Origin of the sequence: Campylobacter sp. RKI_CA19_01121 (genome assembly GCF_025771295.1) — a bacterium.
Taxonomy (GTDB): Bacteria; Campylobacterota; Campylobacteria; order Campylobacterales; family Campylobacteraceae; genus Campylobacter_D.
This window is the reverse complement of the sequence record NZ_JAKMQA010000014.1, coordinates 1-22,102: the sequence shown is the minus strand read 5'-3', so window position 1 is coordinate 22,102 and position 22,102 is coordinate 1. Positions and strand designations below refer to the sequence as shown.

Here is a 22,102-nt window from a genome sequence, read left to right as displayed (position 1 = left end):
GAAAATATAGAAGAAAATATAGAAGAAAATATAGAAGAAAATATAGAAGAAAACCCCGCCGAATTTGATTCTCTTGATGATTTACCTATGGTTGAAGAAATGAGCGAAAAAGAGATGAGTTTTGATGATTTACCTGAAGATGCTCAATTTATTGGTGAAGCAAAAGATGATGATAGTGTTGCAGAAGAAAATGAACCTTTAGTAGAAGAGGTTTTTGAAGATAAAAGTATAGATGATTTTCAACCAGAAGAGGAGTTAAGTACTCAAGATAAAATAAAAGAAGAATTAGCTGCTATTGATGAATTAGATGAAGAATTTGGTGGTATTGATGAGAATTTAATGAGTGATTTTGATATGCAGGATTTAAGTGAGGGTGAAGATTTACAAATGAAACCACAAGCCGATGTGAACGAGGAAAATATAGAGGAAAATATGAGTGAAGTTTTAGATGAAACGCAAGATGAATTTGCAAATTTAAACGAAAATGATATTATGTTAGCTTTAGGAGAAGAACTTGCTCCAGCTATTGTAGAAAAGAAAGAAGTAAGCAAGGTAAACACTGAAGAAAAAGCAGAGAATTTACAAGAAGATGAAATGGTAAATGAGCTTAGTAAAAGTATAGCTCAAACTATCACTTCGAGTATTACCGATGATACTTTAAAAGCAGCCTTAAAAGGCATGAAAATGAATATAAACATTAACATAAGCTTTGATGAGGATAAACATTGAGTGGTCAAATTTTAATCATCTCAGGGCCAAGTGGAGCAGGTAAGAGTACCTTGCTTCAAAGGCTTTTTAAAGAAAAAGATAATATTTATTTTTCTATTTCAAGTACAACAAGAGCTCCTAGAGAAAATGAAAAAAATGGAGTAGATTATTTTTTTATTAGCGAAGAAGAATTTAAACAAGGTATAGAAAAAGGTGATTTTTTAGAATGGGCTTTGGTGCATAAAAACTATTATGGTACTTCGTTAATCCCTGTGAAAAAAGCATTACAAGAGGGTAAAAGTGTCATTTTTGATATCGATGTGCAAGGTTTTTGTATAGCTAAAGAAAAAATGCCTGAATATATTACTTCTGTTTTTATTACAACTAAAAATAAAAAAGAACTTGAAAAAAGATTGCTTAAGCGAAATACTGATAAAATAGAAGATATTAGCAAAAGATTGGAAAATGCTAGTGATGAAATGGCTTATTTGGATCGATATGATTTTTTAATCATAAATGATGATCTTGAAAAAAGCTATAGGGAGTTAGAAGCGGTTTTTGAAGCTTCAAAATTAAAAAGTACAAAACATGATTTAAAACAAATTCAAATTCAATGGAATAAAGGAGAATAAAATGCATATGCCAAGCGGAACTCAATGGTTGATTATATTACTTATAGTAGTGTTACTTTTTGGTGCAAAAAAAATTCCAGAGCTTGCTAAAGGCTTAGGAAAAGGTATTAAAACTTTTAAAGATGAAATGAATACAGAAGATGATAAAAAAATCGTTCAAGAAGATGCACAAAAAATTGAAAAAATCAATGAAAAAGATGTTCTTGTAAAAGAAAATAACGAAGAAGTAAAAAAAGCTTAAGGCAATACATTGAAAACTTTAGTTTATAAAGAAATTAAAGAAAAATTAGGAAGAGATTTTATCTTAGAAAATCCCAAGAATAAAAATCTAGCTCATTTTGCCACGCCTTTGGCTTTTTCTTTGGCTAAAGAATTAAAGCAAAATCCTATGATAATTGCCAATGATATTGTTGCTAAGTTAAAAGATTGTGATTGTTTTGAAAGTGTAGAGGCTTTAAATGGTTATGTAAATTTTAAACTTTCAAAAGCTTTTTTAAATTCTTTGGCTACGCAAGCTTTGGGCGATAGTGAAAATTTTGCAAAAGATGATAAAAAAGAGCAGAGTTTTTTACTTGAATATGTGAGTGCAAATCCGACAGGACCTTTACACATAGGACATGCTAGAGGGGCTATTTTTGGCGATACTTTAACTAGGGTTGCTAGGCATTTAGGGTATAAATTTGATACAGAATATTATGTCAATGATGCGGGTAATCAAATTTATCTTTTAGGTCTTTCTATATTACTTGCAGTAAAAGAGCATTGTTTAAAAGAGCAAGTTCAATATCCTGATGAGTATTATAAAGGCGAATATATCGTAGATGTAGCAAAAGAAGCTTTTGTTGATTTTGAAAAAGATTTCTTTGTAGAAGAAAACATTCCGCAATTAGCACTTTGGGCTAAGGATAAAATGCTTAAAATTATCAAGCAAAATTTGGCCGATGCTAAGATATTTATTGATACTTATGTGAGCGAAACGAGTTATTATAATGAATTAGAAAATACCTTGAAAGCTTTAAAAGAGCATGGTGGTACTTATGAACAAGATGGTAAAATCTGGCTTGCATCAAGTGCTAAAGGCGATGAAAAAGATCGTGTGATTATTAAAGATGATGGAAAAGGAACTTATCTAGCTGCTGATATAGTTTATCATAAAGATAAAATGAGTCGCGGTTATGATAAGTGTATTAATATATGGGGAGCTGATCATCATGGCTATATAGCTAGAATGAAAGCTGCTATGGAATTTTTAGGTCATGATAGTCAAAATCTTGAAATTATCTTAGCGCAAATGGTTTCATTATTAAAAAATGGTGAGCCTTATAAAATGAGCAAAAGAGCAGGAAATTTCATCTTAATGGGTGATGTTTTAGAAGAGCTTGGCAGTGATGTGTTAAGATATATTTTTATTAGTAAAAAATGTGATACACATTTAGAGTTTGATGTAGATGAGTTTAAAAAAGAAGATAGCTCTAATCCTGTGTATTATATTAATTATGCTCATGCTAGAATTCATCAAGTATTTGCTAAAGCAGGTAAGAGTGTAGATGATGTTATGCATGCTAAATTTGAGAGTTTGAATGAAGATGGCATGAATCTTTTATTTGAAAGTTTAAATTTAAAAGCAGTGCTTAATGACGCATTTGAGTCAAGAGCCTTGCAAAAAATTCCTGATTATTTAAAAAATTTAGCTTCTTTATTTCATAAATTTTATAATGAAAATAAAGTAGTTGGCTCAGATAACGAAGATGAGCTTTTAAAACTTTTTGCCGTATGTGCTTTAAGTATTAAAACAGCTTTTGCACTTATGGGAATAGAGGCAAAAAATAAAATGAATCACGATTAATTTTGATCGTGATTTTTACTTTTTTTAATACTTCTTGTCATCATAAAGCTTTGCTCAAAAAACAAAAGCAAAGTCACACTTACTCCTACTGCTAAGGCTAGTGTTACTGAAAGTGTTGTAAAAAAATGATCGAAAAATTGAATCAAGAAATTAGTCTTTTCGCTAATATCTTCTGAGCGTATAAAAGAAATCAAATACAATATAGCTTTATATGCATAAATTCCAGGTATCATAGGAATGAGAGCGGGAAAAGCTATGATTTCAGCAGGTGTTTTAAAAATCTTAGCTAAAAACAAACCAAGACAGCCTATGCTAAAAGAAGCTATAAAGGTTGCAATAGCCAAGGTTTGAAAGCCAAAATACCCCATCAAGGTAAAGCGCATGCCATGAGCTATAGCGGCTAATATGGCTGAGAGTATGAGTGTTTTAAAGGGTGGATTACACACATAAGCAAAACCAAAACCTGTTAAAGCTGCAAAAAACATATCCCAAAGTATAGAAGAATAATCAATCATCTTAAAATCCCAAAATCACTAATACTAAGAGTAGTATAAATTCCAATGGCAATACAACATACTAATATCGCCACACTAATAATACGACTAAGTCCCATAAGTATATGATCTTTTAAAATGTCTATAACGGAGTTTATAAAATAAACTCCAGGAATTAAATACAATATACTAGAACCCAAAGCAACATTAGCTTCTTGCACGAGTTTTAAGTCCACTCCAAAAAATACAATAAAAGAGGATAAAAAAGAACAAATAATGTATTGAATTCTTAAATCAATTTTTATTCTAGTGAGTAAAACTCTTAAGCTAAAACCTACTAAAGTAGCTAAAAATACAAATAAGCAACCATAAAAATCTCCTCCAAATAGCTTGCAAAATGCTGAGTTTGCCACTGAAACTAAAAATAAATTCGCTAAAAAAGGATTTCTTGTGCTTTGTTTGAGTTTTATAAGAGAAAATTTAGCTTCTTCTAGGTTATATTTATGATCATGAATTTGCCAGCTTAATGCACTAAGTTCTAAAATAAGTTTAAAATTAATATGATTGTGCTTATTAGGTATGATATAGGTTCTTTGTATGGAATTATCATCTTTATCAAAAATATTTAGTGTGGTATGATGAAAGAAAAAATTCATGTTAATCTCATAACCATATGCATTAGCTATTCTTCCAACGCACTTTGCCACTCTTGCTGTGTAGGTTCCAGCACTTAGAAAAACACTGATGTATTCGATTAAAAAATCTGTTAAATTTTGAATAGATGGCTTTTGCATAACATTTTTCTTTGAAATAATTTTTATAAGATTTTATCAAAAATCAAATATAAAATCATATAAATTTAAATGTTTTTAGAAAATATATATTAAATTAAAGAAAATAATAAAATACCTAGCTAATGAAACTAGGTATTTAAAAATGAAATTTTAAGATATCTTTTTCCTTTTTTGGATATAGATATAAATAGCTACAATCATAGTAGCAAAAATAATACAAGCTACAATAACAAAATGCAAATATTCTTTGATTAAATCTTCATTTTTACCTAAAACATAGCCTAATATAAGCAAAATCAAACACCAAATTCCAGCCCCTAAACTAGTATAAAATATAAACTTTTTCAAATTCATTCTTGCTAATCCTGCGGGTAAAGAAATATACTGACGCAAACCAGGGATTAATCTACCACTAAAGGTTGATATCTCACCATGTTTGTTAAAAAAGGCTTCAAATTGAGCAAATTTTGCTTCATTAACTCCAAAATATTTGCATATTTTCAAAAGAACTTCCCGTCCTAAAAAATAACATAAATAATAATTAAGCAAAGCTCCTAAAAGAGCTCCAAAAGTCCCACAAAGCAGACATAGCCAAAAGTTAAGTTCGTTTTGATGGGCTAAATATCCAGCAGGTATCATCACTACTTCGCTGGGAAAAGGAAAAAAGGAACTTTCTACAAACATAAGAAAAATAATCCCCCAATAACCCCAATCTTTTGCAAGAGTGAGTAAAAAATCTATAATATCACCAAGCATAAATAACCTTTATTTTTTAAGCTAATGATATAAGCTTAGTTTTAATGTTTTAAAAATATAGCATGGCTTTTGCGCAAATGATTATTAAAATACATAAAATCAATGCAATCAAGTGAGATTTTAAAGGATCTTTTCTTTTTAAAACTTTTATAAAAAATAAAGAATAAAAAGTCAAAGCTAGCATTGTTATTAATAATAAAAGTTTGATAAATAAAAATATGCCAAAATTACTCGCAAAAAAATCCCAAAAAGAGTTAAATTCATAAAAGCTCAAAAGATAAAATCCACTTAGTAAAAGTAAGATAAAAATACCAGCAAAAATAAAAATACTTGATTTAGTATAAGCTTTTTTAATTTTATCACAATCTTCTTTGTTTGCGTGTTGATAAGCAAAGTGATAAACACATACATCAAAAAATACATAGGCTATAAAAAATACAGCGCAAATAAGATGAATACAAATAAAAATAAAATGCATAATTAATCTCCTTAAAAATCATAGCACAATTTTAAGGAGATGTAAAATTAAAGTTTTTCTAAAATTTGGATAGTTTTGATTTTATCTCCTGCTCTAATGCTATCTAGTACTTCCAAACTTTCTTTATCTTCAGAGTTAATTTGCCCAAAGATAGTATGCACTCCGTCTAAATGAGGCTGCGGGCTGTGACAAATGAAAAATTGCGATCCGCCTGTATCTCTGCCAGCGTGAGCCATAGATAAGCTACCTCTTAAGTGCTTGTGTTTTTGATCGTCACATTCACATTCTATCTCATAGCCAGGGCCACCTGAGCCTATACCATAAGGACAACCACCTTGTATCACAAAATTTGGAATCACGCGGTGAAAAACAAGCTCATCATAAAAACCATCATTGGCTAAGTTGGCAAAATTACACACAGTTTGTGGTGCTTCATCAGGAAATAATTCTAATTTCATATCACCTTTTTCGGTGCTAATGATAGCAAAATTGTATTTTTTTGCATTTTTTGTGTCGATTTTTTTAAGCATTTTATGATCCTATTCTATATTAGTATAAACTGCTTGCACATCATCATCATCTTCTAATTTATCAAGCAATTTTTCAATATCAAGAAGTTGTTCTTCGCTAAAATTTACAGGATTGTTAGCAAGATACTCAAGTCCTGCTTTTTTAAGCACTAAACCTTTTTTTTCTATGGCATTGCTAAGCTCGCCAAAAGCAGTGTAATCACCTATAATTAGCAATTCCTCTTCATTTTGCTCAAGCTCTTCAAGTCCTGCGTCAATGAGTTCAAGCTCAAGTTCTTCTAAATCTCCATCATATTTTTCAAGATGAAAAACAGCTTTATGTGAAAACATAAAAGTTAAAGAGCCATTTTGTAAAATTTCTCCACCATTTTTGCTAAAAATCGCTTTTACATTGGCCACTGTGCGTGTAGGATTATCACTCATACACTCAACAATGATTAAAGCCCCATGTGCTGCTTTTCCTTCATAGTGGATATTTTTAATATCAGCACTATCTTTTCCACTTGCTCTTTTAATAGCTGCATCGATATTGTCTTTTGGCATATTATTAGCTTTTGCAGTAGCTATGGCACTACGAAGCTTTGGATTCATATCAGGATCAGCTCCGCCTTCTTTTGCTGCTACTTGTATAGCCTTTGCAAGTTTTGGAAAAAGTTTGCTCATTTTATCCCATCTTGCTTCTTTAGAGGCTCTGCGATATTCAAACGCTCTTCCCATAAATTCTCTCTTTCTTATATTGTTTTAAAGTTAAAAGTATAAACTAAGAAGTCTAAATTTGATTTTAAAGGAGTAAAAGAGTGATCAGAAAAGCTAGAAAAGATGATGTTAAAAAATGCATACAATTGCTTGCTTTGGCAATGGATCATTTTATATATAAACTTAGTGGTTATAATGATCGTCAAAAAGCCATAGAGGTTTTAGAAAATTTCTTCACTCAAGAAAATAATCGTTTAAGCTATGAAAATATATATGTTTATGAAGAAGATAGGGAAATTTTAGGTGCGATTTGTTGTTATGATGGGGCTTTGGCCGATGAACTAGATAAGCCTTTAAATGAGCATTTAGAATTTTTAGGAATCAATGAAAAAGTTTTAAAAGAATGTGAAAATGAGTTTTATTTAGATAGTATTTGTGTGGATGAAAAAGCAAGAGGAAAAGGCATTGCTAAGAAATTGATTGAATGCGCTTTCAATGAAGCTTTAAAAAATGGTAAAAAGCTTTCATTAATCGTAGAAGATGAAAATATAAATGCAAAAATGCTTTATGAAAAAATGGGCTTTAAACTGATAAAAAATAAAATTTTTCACTCTCATAAATATGAATACAGAGAAAAAGGAGAATAAATGATTATAAAAACTAAAAATATTAATTGTCAAAGTTGTGTAAATTTAATCAAAGCTTCATTAGAAGATAAATTTGGTACTATGCAAATAAACGTTGAAACAAAAAGCATAGAGATTGATTTAAAAACAGAGCAAGTTGAAGAGTTCAAAAAACAATTGCAAGATTTAGGTTTTGAGATAGATGAAGCATGAGTTAAAATTAAAAATAGGCAATATGACTTGTGTTAATTGCTCTAATGCTATAGAAAAAGTTTGTGCAAAAATTGATGGAGTCGAAGATGTAAGTGTTTCTTATGTCAATTCTAGTGGGGTGTTTTTGCTTAAAGATTTATCCTTGGAAGTAAAAATCAAAGAAAAAATCAAAGCTTTGGGTTTTGAGATATTACAAGAAGAGCAAAATTTATACGAGTTTAAACTCAAAGAGCTTAAAAATATGAAAACAAAGCTTATCATGAGTATAATTTTAAGCTCTATTGTGATGTATTTTGAAATGTTTGTCCAAGGAAATGTTTCTGCTTTAATTCAAATGTTTTTATCTATGATAGCGATTTTTTATTGTGGAAAAGGTTTTTTCATCCACGCCCTTAAAGGATTAAGACATAAAAATTTAGATATGAACACTTTGATATCCTTAGGTGCCTTTACTTCTTTTGTATATTCTTTTTTTGTGTATTTTGAAATATTTAGTAAAGATGGTTATTTGTATTTTAGTGGCGGAGCGATGATTATAAGCTTTGTTTTATTGGGTAAATACTTAGAAGAAAAGGCTAAATTTAAATCCTTAGAATATCAAAATAAATTAAAAAACATAGATATTAAAAAAGCTAATATAATCTTAGAAGATGGAAGTATAAAAAGCATACCCAGTGCTTTTGTAAAAGAAAATGATGTGATTTTAGTAAAAGAGGGCGAAAGCGTTGTTGCTGATGGGGTGATTATAGCAGGTGAAGCTGAGGTTGATGTGAGTTTTTTAACAGGAGAGTTTTTGCCACTTTTAAAAAAGCAAGATGATGAGATTTTAGCAGGAACTGTGTTGATTAATGGAAGTTTAAAGATTAAAGCTAATAAAAAGGCGATTGAAAGCTCATTAGAACAAATTAAAGATCTTGTTTTTAAAGCAGGCAATATCAAAACACCTTTAGCAAATTTAGCTAATAAGATTTCAGCTTATTTTGTAGCTTGTATTATTGTTTTATCACTTTTTGTGTTTGTTTTTTGGTATTTTAAAGAAGGAATTAACGCAGCATTTTTACATGCTTGTGCTACGCTTTTAATCTCTTGTCCTTGTGCTTTAGGCTTAGCAACTCCTATAGCCATAGTTAGTGCTTTGGCAAATGGAGCAAGAAATTTTATCTTAGTGAAAAATCCAGCAGTGCTAGAGAATTTAGCTAGTATAAAACTTGCTATTTTTGATAAAACAGGCACTTTAAGCCAAGATGATTTAAGTGTTTATAAGCATGATCTAACTCAAGAAAATTTTCAAAAACTCACGCAAATTGAAAATTTAAGCTCACACCCAATCGCAAAGGCTTTTACTAAAGAATTGAATGCAAATTTAAATTTGCAAGGAAAATTAAGTGTTTTAGTGGGTAGTGGTTTGCTTTATGAGGAAAATGAAGATAAATATTTAATAGGCAATGAAAAATTAATGCTTGAAAATGGTGTTGATATACAAAAAAGCAAGCAATTTTTGCAAGAATTTGAAGATCAAGCACCTATATGTTTGTATTTTGCAAAAAATAAAATTTGTCTTGGTGGGGTTTGCTTGAAAAATGAACTTAAAAACGAAGCTAAAGACTTGATAGTAAATTTAAAGCAAAAAGGTGTAAAAAGTATTATTTTAAGCGGTGATAATAAAAAAAGTGTTGCCAAAATAGCAAATGAGCTTAATATCGATGAGTATTATTCTGACTTAAAACCCGAGCAAAAGCTTGATTTTATAAAAGAAAAAATTAAAAAAGAAAAAGTGCTTTTTATAGGAGATGGTATCAATGATGCTCCTGCTTTAAATTTAGCTAGTGCAAGCATAAGTTTTTCCAAAGCAAGTGAGCTTGCTAAAAAAAGTGGAGATTTGATTTTAATAAAAGATGATTTATCTTTAATAGCTTATTGTTTTGAGCTTTCTCAAAAAACTAAAAATATCATCAAACTCAATCTTTTTTGGGCTTTTATTTACAATGCTTTGTGCATTCCTATTGCAGCAGGTTTTGTGCCATTTATAAGTCTTAGTCCGCATTTGGCAGCTTTGGCAATGTGTTTTAGTTCAGTAACAGTTGTACTAAATTCTTTAAGATTACGTTAGGTATTTAAGTTTATTTAATATTTTCTATATTATATTAATATAAATTTAACAAAAAGGAGTACTAGAATGAATTGCAACTGCGGTTTTTCTATGATGAATATAGTAAGATATTCTAAAATGATTATCTTGCTTACAGTTGCCTCTTTAGCGGCTATTGTTGTTTTTGGTAATGTAACTGATTACAATTCAAATTTTCAATTTGTAAAACATGTTATGAGCATGGATACCAAACCTGATTATTTAGGTAATGCTATTGTTTATAGAGCTATTACAAATTCTACTATCCATCATATTGCCTATATTTTTATTATTTGTTTTGAAGCTTTTATTATGTTAACTGCTTTAAAAGGCGCTTTGGATATGTTTAACGCAAGAAATTCAGATGCAAAAACTTTCCATGAAGCTAAAAAATTTGGAATCATTGCTTTAACTTGTTGTTGTTTACTTTGGTTTTTTGGCTTTCAAGTAGTGGCTGCAGAATGGTTTGGTATGTGGATGAGTAAAACTTGGAATGGCTTACCTGATGCTACCAGATTAGTAACTTATATGCTTTTAGCTTTAATTTATATTAGTATCAAAAACGATGATTGATTCATCAAACTCCTAAAAAGGAGTTTGATTTTATAGTTCATTAACAGCACGATATGCTTGGTCAATTGCTGCGTGCATATAAGCATCCCAATCAGCATCTGAATTTGCTATAACGATATTACCAAAAGGTTTTCTTGCAAGTTCTATAGTTTTTTGCGCTTCTTCACTATCATCAAAAAGACTGTTTTCTGTATATGAATAACAATGCCCCCAGCGATTTACAACTATAGCCTTAATGTCTCTTTCATGGTCAAATCCAGCCGAGCCTAACATGCCTTGAAGTTGATCGCGAACGATTTTTTCATGTTCTTCAAAACTCATAGTGAATAATAAATTTCTACCCACTCTAGCTCTATCTCTTGCATCCATTCCTTCAAGGTCGATTCCTTGCATAGAAGCAAATACTAAAGGCGAGCATACCATATGAACACAAATAGGCTTTTTAGGATCTCTTGGGTGATGGTATCCTCCCATATCTACAGGATAATCAAGCTTGGTTCTAGCATAAGGCATTTTTGGTGAATAAATTTCATGTACTCCAAGTTTTATAAATGGTTCCCAGTTACTTATAATAACATTTGTGTGTAAAAGTGATGTTTTTACGTTTTTACTCAAAGCATCTTTTTGATCTTGTGGCATGCTTGGTACTATGTATGGAATCATACTATTATAATTTGCCATTACAACTTTTTTAGCTTTTACTCTGTAATTTTTGCCTTTATTAACGTAAGTTACTAAAGCTCCATCTTTTGTATTTTCTACATTTATAACAGTGCTGTTTAATCTTAAACGCACTTTGTTTTTAGCAAGATCAAGTTTAGAATAATCAAAATGAGCTAGAGTAACTTCATCCATATCTTTGCCTTTTTTAGACACATCAGGAATTAATCTTCTAACCATTAATCTAGCAACAGTAGCATTACCATCAGCACAGTGGTGGATATATGGTTCTTCCATTTCAGCTAATGCTTCTCCCTCGATTGGATCAAGTCCAAGTTTGTCAAAACCAGGTAAAAATGAAGCTCTAGCATCTTCACAAGAAACAGCATCAATACCTAAAGCCAAAAAGTCATCTGTCATACCTTCAAAGAATTTTACAGCTTGTGGTGAAAGCTTAACTTTTTCTTCTAAGAATTTTTTATAGCTTGTTTTAGCCACATACTCATCTCTTTGCTCTTTTGTCAAGCCTTTTAAATAGTCTTTTTCGCTTTTAAATAAAGCAATTAAATCTTTTTTATCTTTTTCATTAAGAGGAAAATCACCTATAAAAGCTTCAACACTTCTGCCATTATGTCTTCCCTCAGGAATATCATCGCAAATTACTTTTCTAGGGTTGCCACTTACGACCTTATCTACTCCAAATTCAGCCTTAGAAAAATACACACCCCTGCTAAGATTTAAATCAGGATAAAAATTTACATCAAAACGTTTAGCAAGCTCATCAATATCCACACCCAAAGATGATAATAAATCTACTACTTCTTTAGAATATAACGCCTTTGGTGATTGAAATGTTTCGCTACCACCATAACTTAAAATAGTACCATCTTCTAAATCTATTTCATTTCTTCTAGCATGTCCACCAAAATCATCATGATTATCAAGGATAAGAATTTTTTTATCTTTTCCAAATTTGTTTTGATAAAAACAGGCAGCTGCTAAACCACTAATTCCAGCTCCAACTACAACCAAATCATATTCTTGTTTAGGTTTGATAGCGCTAAAGTCAAATTTTTCACCATCTCTTAGCATATGTGCAAATTCATAACTTGCATTATTGCTACCCCTTAGTCCAAGCCATTTTGGAGGATAGTATTCTTTGGTAAAATCTTCGATTTTGGCTTCTTTACCATATAATACTTGCAAAGGAGTCATTCCTGCAAGTATAGTTAAAGCCATTCCGTTTAAAAAATCTCTTCTTTGCATGATTGTCCTTAAAATAAGATATATCAAGTCTTATTTTAAGAATATATTTATATATTTACTCTTAAAAGTGTTTCATTTGAATACAAATTTTTATAAAAAAGTTACTTTTTTTCTCTTTTTATAATTTTTATATAGTTTAATAAGTAGAAAAATCAAGGCTAGACTTAAAGCTAAAAAATGTGGAATTTGTGGTATTTTTGCAGATAAAAAATAATGCCAAGCTACTAGCAAAAAGCAAAAATATCCAAGTTTTCTTATTTTACTCATTTTTTTAAAAAGCTTAAATGAGCTTATAAACATAAATGTGAGTATAAAAAAGCTTACAAAACCACTAAATTCTAAATTTTTACTAAAAGTATCTTTGAAAAAAAGTATTAAATCTAAATTTTTTCCAAAAGCAAAATAATTAAAAAAGTGAATCAAAGCCCAAAAAAATGCATAAAAACCTAAAAATTTAGGGTAATCTTTTGTGTGTTTATACTTTAAAAGTGAAAAAAACAGGCTCAATCCAAAAAAGATTAAGCCGAATATACCACTATAAAAATATACAGATTTTACAATATCAAATTCTTGCATGATTTGATAGATGCTAAAAACAATACTTAAAGCAAAGGCTAAAAATCCACCGATATTATAAACTTTTTTGCTCATTAAAAATTAACCTTTAAATCCATATCTTTATACAAATGTGCTACTTCTTTTTCATAGCCATTAAACATTTGTGTAGGCTTGGTGAAAAAATCTCCCAAAGGACGCTCATTTGCTTGAGACCATCTTGGGTGAGAGACATTTGGATTAACATTAGCATAAAATCCATATTCTCTAGGGTTTGCTAACTCCCATGTGGTTTTAGGTTGTTCTTTGGTAAATTCTATTTTTACAATAGATTTTATACTTTTAAAGCCATACTTCCATGGAACTACAAGACGAATCGGTGCTCCGTTTTGTCCTAATAAAGGCTTTTTGTACATACCCACAGCCATAAGCGTTAGTGGATGCATAGCCTCATCTAATCTTAAGCCCTCTACATAAGGATAATCAAGAGTTGGGAAAAATGAAGCTTGATCGGCAAATTGATTTTTATCAAAAAGAGTGGTAAATTTTATAAATTTAGCCTCACTTTTGACTTTGCATTTTTCTATTAAAGCACGCAATTCAAAACCAACCCAAGGCACTACCATAGACCAAGTTTCAACACAACGAAATCTATAAATTCTCTCTTCTAAAGGAAAGGCTAATAAATCTTGCATGGTTAAAGTCAAAGGCTCTTCAACTTCTCCGCTAACTTCTATTTTCCAACCATTTGTGTTGAAATTTTTTGCAAGCTCTACGGCTCTTTTTTTATCAGTAGAAAATTCATAAAAATTTACATAATTAGTCGCAATTTTTTCATCGCTAAGTTTTAATTTTTCATTATTAGGATCAGGAAAGAAATTTAATGCCATCAATTCAGATTGAACCAAGGCTGAACTAACTAAAGCTCCAGCACCTAGTTTTAAAAAATGGCGTCTTTTTTTATATAATTGTTCGTTTGTGATATTCATAATTTTCCTTTATAAGTTTTGTGATATTAAAACATATAAAGGAAAATAAAAGGATAATTTTTATTATATAAAAAAATATTTTTAAAAAATTATCTCATTGTTTTCAGATAGAGCAGGGTTGTTTTTTGGAAATGGGGAGGTATTGGTATAATATTCTCTTTGTTTTTCATAAATTCCTTGATAAACTCCTTTTGGAATGATAAATTTTCTAGCGCTATCAGGATAAAGTTCTAAGTATTTTATTAAAAATTCTTTAAAAACCGGAGCAGCGGTTCTTGCACCACCTTCGATTTGTTTCATAGGTTTGTTATCATCATTACCATACCAAATGATAGCTTCTATTTCAGGAGTCAAGCCACAAAACCACGCATCTACGCTTTTATTTGAAGTACCAGTTTTTCCAGCTATTTCAATCCCTTCTACTCTAGCATTACGTCCAGTACCTTTTTTAACAACATTTTGCATCATATCATTAACTAAAAAGGCTTGTTCAGGTTCGCTGATTTTTCTTTCTCCTGAATTAAATTCTACTACTATTTTGCCATTTTTATCAATTACTCTTTTAATGAGTATCAAATCTTTTTGCACGCCATAGTTTCCAAATACTGTATAAAGTTTAGCATAGTCATAAATAGAAATTCCAAAGCTACCCAAAACTATAGATAAATCAACTGGTATATTCTCAAAGCCCATAAATTGAAGTTTATCATGGATCACATCAAGTCCTAGGGCAAGAGCTAAATTTATGGTAGCTAGGTTTCTTGAACCAGTTAGTGCTTCTTTTAAGCTTATAAGCCCTAGAAATTTTCCACCATAATTTTTAGGTTTCCAGTCTTTCTCATCTTCTTTGGTACTTTCAAAAATTCTTGAAATATCAGCAACCTTACTCATAGGAGAATAGCCCATATCAATGGCAATTTGGTATAAAAAAGGCTTAAAAGAACTTCCAGGCTGTCTTAAACTTTGAGTAGCGCGGTTGAAATTACTTTTTGTATAATTTACTCCACCTACTAAGGCTAATATGTCTCCATTTTGGTGATTTGCTACTATCATAGCTCCATTAAGTGTACTTAAATTGGCATCTTTGTCTCTTTTAACTATTTCATCATAGCCAAATTTTAAAGCTTCTCTTGCAATATTTTGCACATCAAGATCGATAGCAAGCTCTATTTTATAACCGCCACTTTTTAAGTCTTTAATTCCGCTTAGTTGTTTTAAAACTTCTTGAGTAACATAAGGAGCTGCATTTTGTGTTAAAGTATCATCATATACTTTTGGAATTTCTTTTAAGGCATTTTCATACTCTTCTTTAGAAATCCAACCAAGATTATACATTCTTTGTACTACGCTATTTGCTCTAGCTAAAGAAAGATCTAAATGTCTAGTAGGATCATAAGTACTTGGAGCCTTTGGCATACCTACTAAAATGGCAATTTCTTTCAAACTAAGCTCATCTAAATTTTTTCTAAAATACCCAAGCGCAGCAGTTTTTACTCCATAATATCCATGCCCAAAGAATATGAAATTTAAATATCTTTCTAAAATTTGCTCTTTAGTTAAAGTACTTTCTATTTTATATGCAAGCAAGGCTTCTTTTAGCTTTCTACTCAAAGTGCGCTCAGGGGTTAATTCTGTGTTTTTTATGAATTGTTGCGTAAGAGTGGAAGCTCCTTCCATGGTTTTTCCACCGCTTCTTATGATTTTAATAGCTGCTCTAAAAATTGCATCTATATTAACCCCACCATGTTCAAAAAAGCTAGTATCTTCAATGGCTACCAAAGCTTCTATAAGTCTTGGTGGAAGTTCTTCATAAGGAGCATAAAAGCGGTGTTGCTCAAAAACATTTGCAACTAATTTTCCATTTTTATCAAAAATTTGTGTTGTAAGAGGCGGTTTGTAATCTTTAAAGGTGTATTGATTTAAATCAGAATCAGAAAACAAATAAGCAATAAATATAAAAACTCCAACCGCGCACACTACACAAAAAGAAAGAAATATTTTTAAAATTTTTATCATAAAAATGCTTTCAAAAGTTCTATATTAAGCCCTAGTGCTGTACTTTGATGGCCTATGATTTTTTTAATGTATTTTTTATGAAATCCCTCACACATCACAGCACCGGCTTTACCTTGATAAAGTTTTGAATCAATATATTCTTGCATATCTTTTAAATCAAATTTATCCAAAATCAAATCACACTTGCTAAGATTAAAAATCTTTTTATCTTCTAAAACTAAAATCATCGCGCTTAAAACGCTAATGCTTTTGCCACTTTGCAAATTGAGCATATTAAAAGCCTCATTATCGCTTTTAGCTTTAGTTAGAATGATATTTTGAGCACAAACTATACTATCAGCAAATAAAACATTTTTTAAATCAGGATATTTTGCAAAAAATTGCCTTTCTTTTTCTAAAACAATTTTTTGCACATAAGAGCTTGGATTATCTTTTTTTACCAAGCTCTCATCATAATCGATAATAATTTGTTCAAAAGCGATATTTGCTTCTTTTAATAAAGCAACGCGTGAAGGCGAACTTGAAGCTAGATAAAGCATTAAATAAGACTTTCTTCTATGATTTTTCTAGCATGATCAAGCGCTTGTTTTATTTTGCTTGTATCTTTACCGCCAGCTGTTGCAAAATCATCCCTACCGCCACCGTTTCCACCAAGTATTTGTGCAATTTCTTTTACCAAAACACCAGCTTTTAATGAAGAGTCTTTAACACCTGCAGCTATGATGATTTTGCCTTCCTTTTCTTGTAAAAGTAAAATTACAGCTTTGTTAAATTTGTTTTTAAACTCATCTATCATGGTTTTTATATCGCCACTATCTATTTTTTGCACGCAATATTGAATGCCATTTAGTTCTTTAGAGTTTAATTCTGCTTTGTTTGAATTTTTTAATTCATTTTTTAAACTAGCTATTTCATTTTTTAATTTTGCTACATAGCTTAAAATATCATGAGTTTTTAACTCTTCTTTAGCTTGGTTTAGCTCTTTTAAATTTTCATTAACATAATCAAGTGCAGCTTTGCTTACCACTGCTTCTATCCTTCTAACTCCAGCGCTAACTCCGCTTTCTTTGATGATATAAAAACTTCCTATTTCAGAGCTATTTTTCACATGAGTACCACCGCAAAGTTCTTTACTAGCTCCTAGGGTTAAAACTCTTACTTTTTCTTGATATTTTTCACTAAATAAAGCTATTGCACCACTTTTTTTAGCTTCATCTAAAGCTAAAATTTCAATTTTAGCTTCATTTGCTTGCATGATGTAAGTATTTACTAAAGCTTCTATTTGCTTTAATTTTTCTTTGTTTAGGGCTTTTGGATGAGTAAAATCAAATCTTAATTTATTATGCTCTACCAAAGAGCCTGCTTGGCTAATGTGTGAGCCAAGAATTTCTCTTAAAGCATGGTGTAATAAATGTGTCGCACTATGATGTCTTGCGATTTGTTCTCTTTTTTTAGTATCTATGCAAGCTAACACTTCATCGTTTGTTTTAAGATCTTGTTTTAATTTCACTTGACTAAGATTAATATCAAAGAATTTTTGTGTATCTAAAACCTCATTTTCATTGATAAAACCTATATCAGCACTTTGTCCTCCACTTGTTGCGTAAAATGGAGTTTTTTCAAGCATTAACCATGCTATATCTCCTACCTTAGCTTCGGCTATGATTTTAAAATTTTCATCTAAAATGGCCATGATTTTAGTTTTTTCTTCATAATTTTCATAACCACTAAAAGTATTTGTACCAAATTTTTCTAATAAAACTTTAAAGTCTCCGCTAACTGCTTTATCTCCACTTCCTTTCCAAGAAGCTTTGGCTCTATCTTTTTGTTCTTGCATAAGCTCATTAAATTTAGCCTCATCTACACTAAGATTTTTTTCTCTTAGCATATCTTGGGTTAAATCAAGCGGAAAACCATAAGTATCATAAAGTTTAAAAGCTACTTCACCACTAAAAATATCTTTAGTTTTTTTAAGTTCTTCATTGAAAATTTCAATACCATTTTCGATAGTGCTTAAAAATCTTTCTTCTTCTAGTTTGATTTGTTCTTTAATAAATTCTTTTTTTTCATTTAGGTAAGTATAATGCCCACCCATTAACTCGCACACTACATCTACAAGCTCATACATAAAAGCTCTTTTAAGACCTAGTAAATATCCATGTCTTAAGGCACGGCGCATAATTCTTCTTAAAACATAGCCCCTGCCTTCTTTATCAAAACCAACTCCTTGAGCAAGTAAAAATACACTTGATCTAATATGATCAGCGATTACTCTATAGCTAGCTCCATTTTCGTAGGTATAAGTTTTGCCACAAAGTTTTGCAATACTCTCAATAATAGGCATAAACAAAGAACTATCAAAATTGCTAAATTTTCCTTCTTTTATAGCACTAACTCTTTCAAGTCCCATGCCTGTATCAATACTAGGTTTTGGCAATGGAGTAAGTGCGCCATCAGTACTTCTTTCATACTGCATGAAAACTAGGTTCCAAATTTCTAAGAACCTATCTCCATCACCACCCATATAATCTTCACTAGAATTAAAATGCTCAGCACCTTGATCATAAAAAATTTCACTACAAGGCCCGCATGGTCCAGTATCGCCCATTTGCCAAAAATTATCTTTATCGCCAAATTTATAAATTCTTTCTTTTTCTATATGTTTTTGCCAAAGCTCATATGCCTCATCATCGCTTTCATGTACAGTTACATATAATCTTTCTTTAGGTAGTTTTAAAACCTCAGTTACAAATTCCCAAGCATAAGCAATAGCTTGTTCTTTAAAATAATCCCCAAAACTAAAATTTCCAAGCATTTCAAAGAAAGTATGATGTCTTGCTGTGTAGCCTACATTGTCTAAGTCATTGTGTTTTCCACCGGCCCTTATACAAGTTTGACAGCTTGTTTTACGCGGAGGATTAGGGCGTGGTACTTCTCCAGTAAATATACTTTTAAAAGGCACCATACCTGCATTAGTAAAAAGTAAAGTCGCATCATCAGGAACTAAAGGACTTGAAGGAGTGATTTCGTGTCCTTTTGACTTAAAAAATTCTAAATATTCTTTTCTTATATCCATAGATTTTCCTAGCTAGTTTTTTGCTTAAAATAATACCAAAAATACTTTAAATTAAGTAAAACTATCTTATAATCACGATTTTAAATTTACTAAGGTAATACAATGAAAATTCCTTTTATAGACTTAAATGCTCAATATAATGCTTATAAAAATGAAATCGATGAGGCTATTAGTGAAGTTTTACAAAGCACTTCTTTCATAGGTGGTGCAAAATTAGAAGAATTTGAAAACAATTTGGCTAAATATGTAGGTGTTAAACATGCAATAGGCTGTTCAAGTGGTACAAGTGCGTTATTTTTAGCCTTGATGGCTTTGGGTGTAGGTAAAGATGATGAGGTAATAGTGCCAAGTTTTACCTTTATAGCTACAGCTGAAATGGTTGCTCTAATCGGTGCTAAACCTGTTTTTGTAGATATTGATTTTAAAGATTATAATCTTAGTTTAGAAAAAGTTCAAAGTGCTATCACGCCTAAAACTAAAGCTGTAATTGCTGTGAGTATTTTTGGGCTTATGCCCGATATGCTTACTCTAAAAGAGCTTTGTAAAAGTCAAAACATTGCTTTGATAGAAGATAGTGCGCAAAGTTTTGGAGCTAGTCAAAAGGGTATAAAATCATGTGGTATAGCTGATATATCTTGTACAAGCTTTTTCCCGTCTAAGCCTTTAGGTGCTTATGGAGATGGTGGAGCGATTTTTACCCAAGATGATGAATTAGCACAAAAAATAAAAATTTATTTAAATCATGGACAAGTGCAAAGATATAAGCATAAATACATCGGTATTAATGGAAGGCTTGATACCATCCAAGCATCTATTTTAAATGTGAAATTAAAATACTTAGATGAAGAGATTAAAAAAAGAGAAGCAATAGCAAAAATTTATGATGAAAATTTAAAAAATTGTATTTTACCGCCAAGGAAAGATGGTTTTATGAGTGCCTGGGCTCAATATAGCGTGCGTGTAAAAAATAGAGAAAATTTCATGCAAAAATTACAAGAGCAAGGCATACCTACTGCGGTGCATTATCCTTTAGGGCTTCATTTACAAGAAGCTTTTGATTATCTTGCTTATAAAAAAGGCGATTTACCAAATACAGAACTTTTAAGTGATGAAATTTTATCCTTACCTATGAGTGCATTTTTAAAAGAAGAACACCAAGCTAGAGTGATAGAGGCTTTTAAATGAAAATAGGGCTTATAGGCCTTGGTAAAATGGGTAAAAACCATTTAAGAGAACTCGAGCGTAATTTAAAAGTAAAAGAAATTCATCTTTATGATCCTTTCTGTAAAGATAAATTTAAACACTTTTTTCATAAAAATTTTGATGATTTTTTAGCACAAAATCTTGATGGTGCTATCATTGCTACGCCTACTCATACGCATTTAGATATAGCTTTAAAAGTTTTTCCTAAAATAAAAAATGTTTTGATAGAAAAGCCTTTGGCATTAAATGTTGATGAAATTTTAATCTTAGAACAAAAAGCTAGAGAAAATAAAGTCAGGGTAGGGGTGGGCTTTTGCGAGAGATTTAATCCTGCTATTTTAACTTTTAAAGAAAAACTTTTAGAAGATGAGATTATAAGTATTGACATACAAAGAATTTCGCCTTATCCGCAAAGAATAAACGATGTAGGTGTTTTAAGTGATCTTAGTGTGCATGATATTGACTTAGTTAGATTTTTAAGTCAAGAGCAAATTTTAAAAGCAAATATTTATAAAAGCTTCCATCATGATAAATTTGAAGATGAAGTAATGATAAGCTTAAAATTAGAAAATATCTTAGCAAGTATTCATGATAGCTGGAATGGACAATGCATTATAAGAAAAATCACACTTTTAGGTAAAAAACATACTTATGAACTTGATCTTAAAAATTTTGAACTTTTTATCAATATGCAAAAAATTCCAAATTTATATGAAAATTCTCCTTTATATGCTGAGCATGAAGCCTTTTTTGAGCTTTTGCAAAATAATGGGGTTTGTAAAAATTTAGCTAGTATTGAAGATGCTTTGAGAGTACAAGAAATTTTAGAAGGTGTTTGATAGTGAAATATGTGTTTTTTTTAAATATGGGCGGGGTTAATAAACTTGAAGAATGTGAAGTTTTTTTAAAAAATATGTTTAATGATCCTTATATTTTAGGGATAAAAAATGTTTTTTTAAGAAAATTTGTAGCCTTTATGATAAGAAAATCAAGACTAAAAGCTATGAAGCAAAACTATGAAAAAATGGGTGGGAAGTCCCCGCTTACCCAAATCACACAAAGTTTATGTGATAAATTAAATTCTAAAACTAAAAAATATAGCTTTGATTTTATTAGTCTTTATGTACCACCCTTTGCAAATGAGGTTTTTTCAAAATATGATTTTCAAAAAAATGATGAAATCATTTTATTTCCTTTATACCCCCATCATTCTAAAACCACTGTAACTAGTTCTTTAGAAGTGGTGCAAAATGAGTTAAGAAATATCCAAAATCAAGCTAATGTAAAAATCATTGATGTTTTTTATAAAGATGAGCTTTATAATGAAATGATTATAAAGCATATTTTAGAAAAAAAGAAAGAATGTGATTATAAAACTTTGATTTTTTCTGCGCATTCTTTACCGCTTTCAGTGATTAAAAAAGGCGATTTGTATGAAAAACATGTGCAAGAGCATGTGGGTATCTTAAAAGAAAAACTTAAAAATGAATTTGAACAAATCATTTTATCGTATCAATCAAAACTAGGTCCAGTAAAATGGCTTGAACCAAATACAAGTGATATTTTAGAAAATTTAGATCAAAAAGCTTTGATTTATCCTATATCTTTTTGTATAGATTGCTCTGAAACGATTTTTGAACTTGGAGTTGAGTATAGACACTTAGCAAAAAGTGATTATGAGCTTATTGCTTGCCCTAATGATAGTGATGAGTTTATAAAATTTATTAAAAATAAATTAAACCTATAAACAAACTTTAAACAACTTTAATATATAATTCCAAACTTCAAATCTTATTTTAATTTCCAAAGGAGTTTTAATGTTAAATTTTATGGGGGGGGGGAATTGAGAATTCTCAATCAAGC

22 protein-coding genes and 1 pseudogene are annotated in these 22,102 nt (G+C 30.4%); 11 read left to right on the top strand and 12 right to left on the bottom strand.

Going from position 1 to position 22,102, the window contains the following annotated elements:
• The 4 genes and pseudogenes from L8T90_RS07380 to argS form a co-directional block, all read left to right on the top strand.
• Positions 1-729: pseudogene (locus tag L8T90_RS07380) on the top strand (hypothetical protein); the annotation flags it as partial.
• The gene (gene gmk / locus L8T90_RS07375) at positions 726-1,340 is read left to right on the top strand and encodes a guanylate kinase (RefSeq protein ID WP_263663070.1); all 615 of its coding nucleotides are present in this window, start codon (positions 726-728) and stop codon (positions 1,338-1,340) included. The pseudogene L8T90_RS07380 and the gene gmk, both read left to right, overlap by 4 nt.
• A gap of 1 nt (position 1,341) precedes the next feature.
• Positions 1,342-1,581, top strand: a complete 240-nt coding sequence (locus L8T90_RS07370; protein WP_039618758.1) for a twin-arginine translocase TatA/TatE family subunit — start codon at positions 1,342-1,344, stop codon at positions 1,579-1,581.
• Between the two features lie 9 nt (positions 1,582-1,590).
• Positions 1,591-3,186, top strand: coding sequence for an arginine--tRNA ligase (argS, locus tag L8T90_RS07365; protein WP_263737123.1), 1,596 nt, complete (start codon positions 1,591-1,593; stop codon positions 3,184-3,186).
• Here the strand turns inward: argS and L8T90_RS07360 are convergent.
• The 6 genes from L8T90_RS07360 to L8T90_RS07335 form a co-directional block, all read right to left on the bottom strand.
• On the bottom strand, positions 3,183-3,701 hold the full coding sequence (locus L8T90_RS07360) for a threonine/serine exporter family protein (protein WP_039618755.1): 519 nt from the start codon (positions 3,699-3,701) through the stop codon (positions 3,183-3,185). The two genes, argS and L8T90_RS07360, sit on opposite strands and share 4 nt — an antisense overlap.
• Entirely contained in the window at positions 3,698-4,474 is a 777-nt protein-coding gene (locus L8T90_RS07355; protein WP_263737122.1) for a threonine/serine exporter family protein, read from the bottom strand. The genes L8T90_RS07360 and L8T90_RS07355 overlap by 4 nt, the downstream gene beginning before the upstream one ends.
• 150 nt (positions 4,475-4,624) lie before the next feature.
• On the bottom strand, positions 4,625-5,230 hold the full coding sequence (locus L8T90_RS07350) for a DedA family protein (RefSeq protein ID WP_263678813.1): 606 nt from the start codon (positions 5,228-5,230) through the stop codon (positions 4,625-4,627).
• Between the two features lie 49 nt (positions 5,231-5,279).
• Entirely contained in the window at positions 5,280-5,708 is a 429-nt protein-coding gene (locus tag L8T90_RS07345; RefSeq protein ID WP_263737121.1) for a trehalose-6-phosphate synthase, read from the bottom strand.
• Positions 5,709-5,755: 47 nt separating this feature from the next.
• Positions 5,756-6,238, bottom strand: coding sequence for a peptidylprolyl isomerase (locus L8T90_RS07340; RefSeq protein ID WP_263737120.1), 483 nt, complete (start codon positions 6,236-6,238; stop codon positions 5,756-5,758).
• Positions 6,239-6,247: 9 nt separating this feature from the next.
• Positions 6,248-6,955, bottom strand: a complete 708-nt coding sequence (locus tag L8T90_RS07335) for a YebC/PmpR family DNA-binding transcriptional regulator (protein WP_214098152.1) — start codon at positions 6,953-6,955, stop codon at positions 6,248-6,250.
• Between the two features lie 80 nt (positions 6,956-7,035).
• Here L8T90_RS07335 and L8T90_RS07330 point away from each other — a divergent pair, with 80 nt between their 5' ends.
• From L8T90_RS07330 to L8T90_RS07315, 4 genes are all read left to right on the top strand, one after another.
• The gene (locus L8T90_RS07330; protein ID WP_263737119.1) at positions 7,036-7,581 is read left to right on the top strand and encodes a GNAT family N-acetyltransferase; all 546 of its coding nucleotides are present in this window, start codon (positions 7,036-7,038) and stop codon (positions 7,579-7,581) included.
• Positions 7,582-7,773: a cation transporter gene (locus tag L8T90_RS07325; protein WP_263737118.1), complete on the top strand. Its 192-nt coding sequence runs from the start codon at positions 7,582-7,584 to the stop codon at positions 7,771-7,773.
• On the top strand, positions 7,763-9,883 hold the full coding sequence (locus L8T90_RS07320; protein ID WP_263737117.1) for a heavy metal translocating P-type ATPase: 2,121 nt from the start codon (positions 7,763-7,765) through the stop codon (positions 9,881-9,883). The genes L8T90_RS07325 and L8T90_RS07320 overlap by 11 nt, the downstream gene beginning before the upstream one ends.
• A gap of 66 nt (positions 9,884-9,949) precedes the next feature.
• Complete coding sequence (locus tag L8T90_RS07315; RefSeq protein WP_263663080.1) at positions 9,950-10,474, top strand: DUF2165 family protein; 525 nt, start codon at positions 9,950-9,952, stop codon at positions 10,472-10,474.
• A gap of 30 nt (positions 10,475-10,504) precedes the next feature.
• On the opposite strand, the gene L8T90_RS07310 is transcribed toward L8T90_RS07315, so the two are convergent.
• The 6 genes from L8T90_RS07310 to alaS all read right to left on the bottom strand — a co-directional run bounded on the left by L8T90_RS07310 (position 10,505) and on the right by alaS (position 19,036).
• Positions 10,505-12,400, bottom strand: a complete 1,896-nt coding sequence (locus tag L8T90_RS07310; protein WP_263663081.1) for an NAD(P)/FAD-dependent oxidoreductase — start codon at positions 12,398-12,400, stop codon at positions 10,505-10,507.
• 90 nt (positions 12,401-12,490) lie between these two features.
• The gene (locus L8T90_RS07305) at positions 12,491-13,051 is read right to left on the bottom strand and encodes a sulfite oxidase heme-binding subunit YedZ (protein WP_263737116.1); all 561 of its coding nucleotides are present in this window, start codon (positions 13,049-13,051) and stop codon (positions 12,491-12,493) included.
• On the bottom strand, positions 13,051-13,944 hold the full coding sequence (gene msrP, locus L8T90_RS07300) for a protein-methionine-sulfoxide reductase catalytic subunit MsrP (RefSeq protein WP_257396805.1): 894 nt from the start codon (positions 13,942-13,944) through the stop codon (positions 13,051-13,053). Before msrP ends, L8T90_RS07305 begins: the two co-directional genes overlap by 1 nt.
• 81 nt (positions 13,945-14,025) lie before the next feature.
• The gene (locus tag L8T90_RS07295) at positions 14,026-15,957 is read right to left on the bottom strand and encodes a PBP1A family penicillin-binding protein (RefSeq protein WP_263737125.1); all 1,932 of its coding nucleotides are present in this window, start codon (positions 15,955-15,957) and stop codon (positions 14,026-14,028) included.
• Entirely contained in the window at positions 15,957-16,499 is a 543-nt protein-coding gene (gene maf, locus L8T90_RS07290; protein WP_263708959.1) for a septum formation inhibitor Maf, read from the bottom strand. The genes L8T90_RS07295 and maf overlap by 1 nt, the downstream gene beginning before the upstream one ends.
• A complete protein-coding gene (alaS, locus tag L8T90_RS07285) occupies positions 16,499-19,036 on the bottom strand; it encodes an alanine--tRNA ligase (RefSeq protein ID WP_263737115.1) in 2,538 nt (845 codons plus the stop codon). The genes maf and alaS overlap by 1 nt, the downstream gene beginning before the upstream one ends.
• A gap of 108 nt (positions 19,037-19,144) precedes the next feature.
• Between alaS and L8T90_RS07280 the strand changes: the two genes are divergently transcribed.
• The 3 genes from L8T90_RS07280 to hemH are packed head-to-tail and all read left to right on the top strand — an operon-like array spanning position 19,145 to position 21,986.
• Positions 19,145-20,221 carry a DegT/DnrJ/EryC1/StrS family aminotransferase gene (locus L8T90_RS07280; RefSeq protein WP_263737124.1) on the top strand — a complete coding sequence of 359 codons (1,077 nt, stop codon included), beginning with the start codon at positions 19,145-19,147 and terminating at the stop codon, positions 20,219-20,221.
• Positions 20,218-21,078 carry a Gfo/Idh/MocA family protein gene (locus tag L8T90_RS07275; RefSeq protein ID WP_263737114.1) on the top strand — a complete coding sequence of 287 codons (861 nt, stop codon included), beginning with the start codon at positions 20,218-20,220 and terminating at the stop codon, positions 21,076-21,078. Before L8T90_RS07280 ends, L8T90_RS07275 begins: the two co-directional genes overlap by 4 nt.
• Positions 21,079-21,080: 2 nt before the next feature.
• The gene (hemH, locus tag L8T90_RS07270) at positions 21,081-21,986 is read left to right on the top strand and encodes a ferrochelatase (RefSeq protein ID WP_263737113.1); all 906 of its coding nucleotides are present in this window, start codon (positions 21,081-21,083) and stop codon (positions 21,984-21,986) included.
• Positions 21,987-22,102 lie beyond the last annotated feature (116 nt).

Coding starts and splice junctions, on each gene's coding strand:
- L8T90_RS07315 (WP_263663080.1), top strand. CDS start 9,950: ATGAATTGCAACTGCGGTTTTTCTATGATGAATATAGTAAGATATTCT.
- L8T90_RS07305 (WP_263737116.1), bottom strand. CDS start 13,051: ATGAGCAAAAAAGTTTATAATATCGGTGGATTTTTAGCCTTTGCTTTA.
- L8T90_RS07335 (WP_214098152.1), bottom strand. CDS start 6,955: ATGGGAAGAGCGTTTGAATATCGCAGAGCCTCTAAAGAAGCAAGATGG.
- L8T90_RS07355 (WP_263737122.1), bottom strand. CDS start 4,474: ATGCAAAAGCCATCTATTCAAAATTTAACAGATTTTTTAATCGAATAC.
- L8T90_RS07310 (WP_263663081.1), bottom strand. CDS start 12,400: ATGCAAAGAAGAGATTTTTTAAACGGAATGGCTTTAACTATACTTGCA.
- L8T90_RS07360 (WP_039618755.1), bottom strand. CDS start 3,701: ATGATTGATTATTCTTCTATACTTTGGGATATGTTTTTTGCAGCTTTA.
- L8T90_RS07340 (WP_263737120.1), bottom strand. CDS start 6,238: ATGCTTAAAAAAATCGACACAAAAAATGCAAAAAAATACAATTTTGCT.
- alaS (WP_263737115.1), bottom strand. CDS start 19,036: ATGGATATAAGAAAAGAATATTTAGAATTTTTTAAGTCAAAAGGACAC.
- L8T90_RS07320 (WP_263737117.1), top strand. CDS start 7,763: ATGAAGCATGAGTTAAAATTAAAAATAGGCAATATGACTTGTGTTAAT.
- L8T90_RS07325 (WP_263737118.1), top strand. CDS start 7,582: ATGATTATAAAAACTAAAAATATTAATTGTCAAAGTTGTGTAAATTTA.
- L8T90_RS07275 (WP_263737114.1), top strand. CDS start 20,218: ATGAAAATAGGGCTTATAGGCCTTGGTAAAATGGGTAAAAACCATTTA.
- msrP (WP_257396805.1), bottom strand. CDS start 13,944: ATGAATATCACAAACGAACAATTATATAAAAAAAGACGCCATTTTTTA.
- L8T90_RS07350 (WP_263678813.1), bottom strand. CDS start 5,230: ATGCTTGGTGATATTATAGATTTTTTACTCACTCTTGCAAAAGATTGG.
- maf (WP_263708959.1), bottom strand. CDS start 16,499: ATGCTTTATCTAGCTTCAAGTTCGCCTTCACGCGTTGCTTTATTAAAA.
- L8T90_RS07345 (WP_263737121.1), bottom strand. CDS start 5,708: ATGCATTTTATTTTTATTTGTATTCATCTTATTTGCGCTGTATTTTTT.
- L8T90_RS07370 (WP_039618758.1), top strand. CDS start 1,342: ATGCATATGCCAAGCGGAACTCAATGGTTGATTATATTACTTATAGTA.